This window comes from Streptomyces sp. NPDC005393, from assembly GCF_040606675.1.
In the GTDB taxonomy this organism is placed as follows: domain Bacteria; phylum Actinomycetota; class Actinomycetes; order Streptomycetales; family Streptomycetaceae; genus Streptomyces.
Genome location: NZ_JBEXFG010000118.1, coordinates 1 through 3,140, shown reverse-complemented (window position 1 = coordinate 3,140; position 3,140 = coordinate 1). Strand labels below are relative to the sequence as shown.

The following is a 3,140-nucleotide window of genomic DNA, read 5'->3' as shown; positions in this document are numbered from 1 at the left end:
CCCACCACCGCAACAGCACCCGGAGTCCGCGCCACCTGCGCCTCGAACAACCCCGCAACCGACACCTCACCCACATCAACCACCGTGTCGTTCCACCCCACCAACACCCGCTCACGCTCACCCACACCCAGAACATCAACCGAACTCAGTCGACGTCCCGGTTCGTCGGCGAGCGTCTCCAGCACGCGCGTCAGACGCTCGGCGAACTGTCCGACGGTGGCGGGGTCGAAGAGGTCCGCGGCCGCGATCAGCGCACCACGCAGACCGGCCGGCGCACCCTCCGCGTCGTAGGTCTCCCCCACGCTGACGTCCAGGTCGAACTTCGCCACCGCGGTCCCCGAGGTCTCCGCGACCCCGGTTCCCACGGCGCGGAGGCCGGACAGGTCCAGGACCGCTTCGGTGTTGTTCTGCACCGCGAGCGCGACCTGGAACAGCGGGTGGCGGGACAGGGAGCGGGCCGGGGCGAGTTCCTCGACCAGCCGCTCGAACGGCACATCCTGGTGCGCGAAGGCCGACAGCCCCGTGTCGCGCACCCGGGACAGCAGCTCACGGAACGTCGGGTCGTCGGACAGGTCCGTGCGCAGCACCAGTGTGTTGACGAAGAAGCCGACGAGGTCGTCGAGCGCTTCATCGGTACGTCCGGCGTTCACTGCGCCGATCGGGATGTCGCTACCGGCGCCCAGTCGGGACAGCAGTACCGCCAGCGCGGCCTGCAGCACCATGGCCATGGTCACGCCTTCGGCGCGGGCGACGGCCCGCAGCCGCTCGTGGACCTCGGCCGGGACGTCCAGGGGTACTCGATGCCCCCGGTATCCGGCGACCGCGGGACGCGGCCGGTCGAAGGGGAGCTCCAGCTCCTCCGGAGCGCCCTCGAGCGCCCGGCTCCAGTAGTCCACCTGACGGGCGATGACGCTGTCCGGGTCCTGGTCGTCACCGAGCAGGTCCCGCTGCCACAGCGCGTAGTCCGCGTACTGCACCGGCAGCGGCTCCCACTCGGGCGCCCGGCCCGCGCGGCGCGCCTCGTAGGCCGTCGACACGTCGCGGGCCAGCGGCCCGGTGGACCATCCGTCGCTCGCGATGTGGTGCATGCTCACCACGAGGACCTGGTCCTGCGGCCCGGCCGAGAACAGCCAGGCACGGATCGGCGCCTCGTTCGACAGGTCGAACGCGTACCGCGTGGCCTCGCCGATCGCCTCGGCCAGGTCCGCCGGCGCCACCTGGGTCACCTGCAGGTCCCACGCCAGGTCCGCCGGGTCGAGTACGCGCTGGTACGGCTCGCCGTCCGCGGTCGCGAACACGGTGCGCAGGACCTCGTGGCGGCCGATCACGTCCCGCAGCGCGGCGTTCAGCGCGGCCGTGTCCACCGTGCCGGAGAGCCGGACGGTGACGGGGATGTTGTAGGTCGCGCTCGGGCCCTCCAGCTGCCCGATGAACCACAGGCGGCGCTGCGCGGACGACAGCGGCACGCGCTCGGGGCGCTCAGCTGCGGTCAGGGGCACCCTGGCCGCGTCGGCGCCGTCGAGCTGGGCCGCGAGTCCGGCCACCGTGGGCGCCTCGAACAGGACCCGGATCTCGATCTCCACCCCGAGCACCACCCGGATGCGGCTGACCAGTCGCACGGCGAGCAGGGAGTGGCCGCCCAGGTCGAAGAAGTCGTCGTCGACCCCTACCGTGGGCAGACCCAGGACCTCGGCGAACGCCGCGCACAGGATTTCCTCCTGGGCGGTCGACGGCCCCCGGCCGGCCCCCGCGGTCGCCGCGTAGTCGGGCGCGGGCAGGGCCTTGCGGTCGAGCTTGCCGTTGCTCGTGAGCGGCAGCGCGTCGAGTGTCACGACGGCCGAGGGCACCATGTGCTCCGGCAGTCGCTGGGCGGCGAACTGCTTGAGGGTGGCGGATAGTTCGGCCTGGTTGGCGTCGCTGTCCACGGGAACGAGGTAGGCGATGAGGCGGGTGTCGCCGGTCGCGTCCTCCCGGGCGACGACCGCCGCCTGCGCCACCGACGGGTGCGCGGCCACGACCGCCTGCACCTCGCCCGGCTCGATGCGGTACCCGCGGATCTTCACCTGGTCGTCGGCCCGGCCGAGGTACACGACCTGGCCGTCCGCCGTCCACCGGGCGCGGTCGCCGGTGCGGTACATGCGCTCGCCCGTGCCGGAGAGCGGGGAGGCGACGAAGCGCTCCGCGGTCAGATCGGGTCGGCGCACGTAGCCGCGAGCGAGCTGGGCGCCCGCGATGTACAGCTCACCGATGACGCCGGGGGCGACCGGCTGCAGCGTGGCGTCGAGCACGTACAGGCGGGTGTTGGCCACCGGCGCGCCGATGGGGACCACGCCGTCGGCCACCTGCTCCGCCGTCAGGCGGGTGGTCGCGACACCGATGGTGGCTTCGGTCGGGCCGTAGTGGTTGAACACCTGGCGGTCACCGGCCGCGTCGACGAGTTCCCGTACCCACGCGGGCGGGGCGGATTCACCGCCGAGCACCAGCGAGCTGCCGGGCAGGACCTTCGCCAGGCCGTCGGCGCTCCCCAGCGCCGCGAGGTGGGAGGGGACGACCTTGAGGTGGTCGATGCGTTGCTCCGCCAGGTAGTCGGCCACCGCCACCGGGTCGGTGACCGCGTCCTCCTCCAGTACGTGGAGCGTGCCGCCGGACACCAGGCTGGCGAACACGACGGTGTTGCCGAGGTCGGTGGCCTGGGCCTGGAGCAGCGCGTAGCGCCCGCCGGGTTCACCGAACCCGATCCGCTGCGGCACGTTGGCTACGTAGTTGGTCAGGGAGCCGTGCGTGATCGCGACACCCTTGGGCCTGCCGGTGGAACCGGAGGTGTAGATGACGTAGGCCAGTCCGTCCGGCGCCGCGGCGACGTCCGGCGCGGTGTCCGGGGCCATCGCCAACTGCATCGTGACCAGCGTCTCGTCCACCGCGACGGCGCGCACCTTGCCGACGGGCAGCTCGTCCAGGATGTCCTCGGTGCTCAGCAGGAGCACGGCCCGGGTGTCGGTGAGCATGAACGCGACGCGTTCGGCGGGCTGTTCCGGGTCGATCGGGAGGTACCCCGCCCCGGCCTTCCACACCGCCAGGATCGCGGCGATGGTCTCCACACCACGCGGCAGGCACAGACCCACCACCGACTCCGCGCCCAC

General features: G+C 72.5%; 1 protein-coding gene. It reads right to left on the bottom strand.

Annotated features, from left to right (window positions below; genetic code table 11):
* On the bottom strand, window positions 1-3,140 hold a 3,140-nt coding region (locus tag ABZS71_RS35415), incomplete at both ends, for an amino acid adenylation domain-containing protein (protein WP_356216924.1).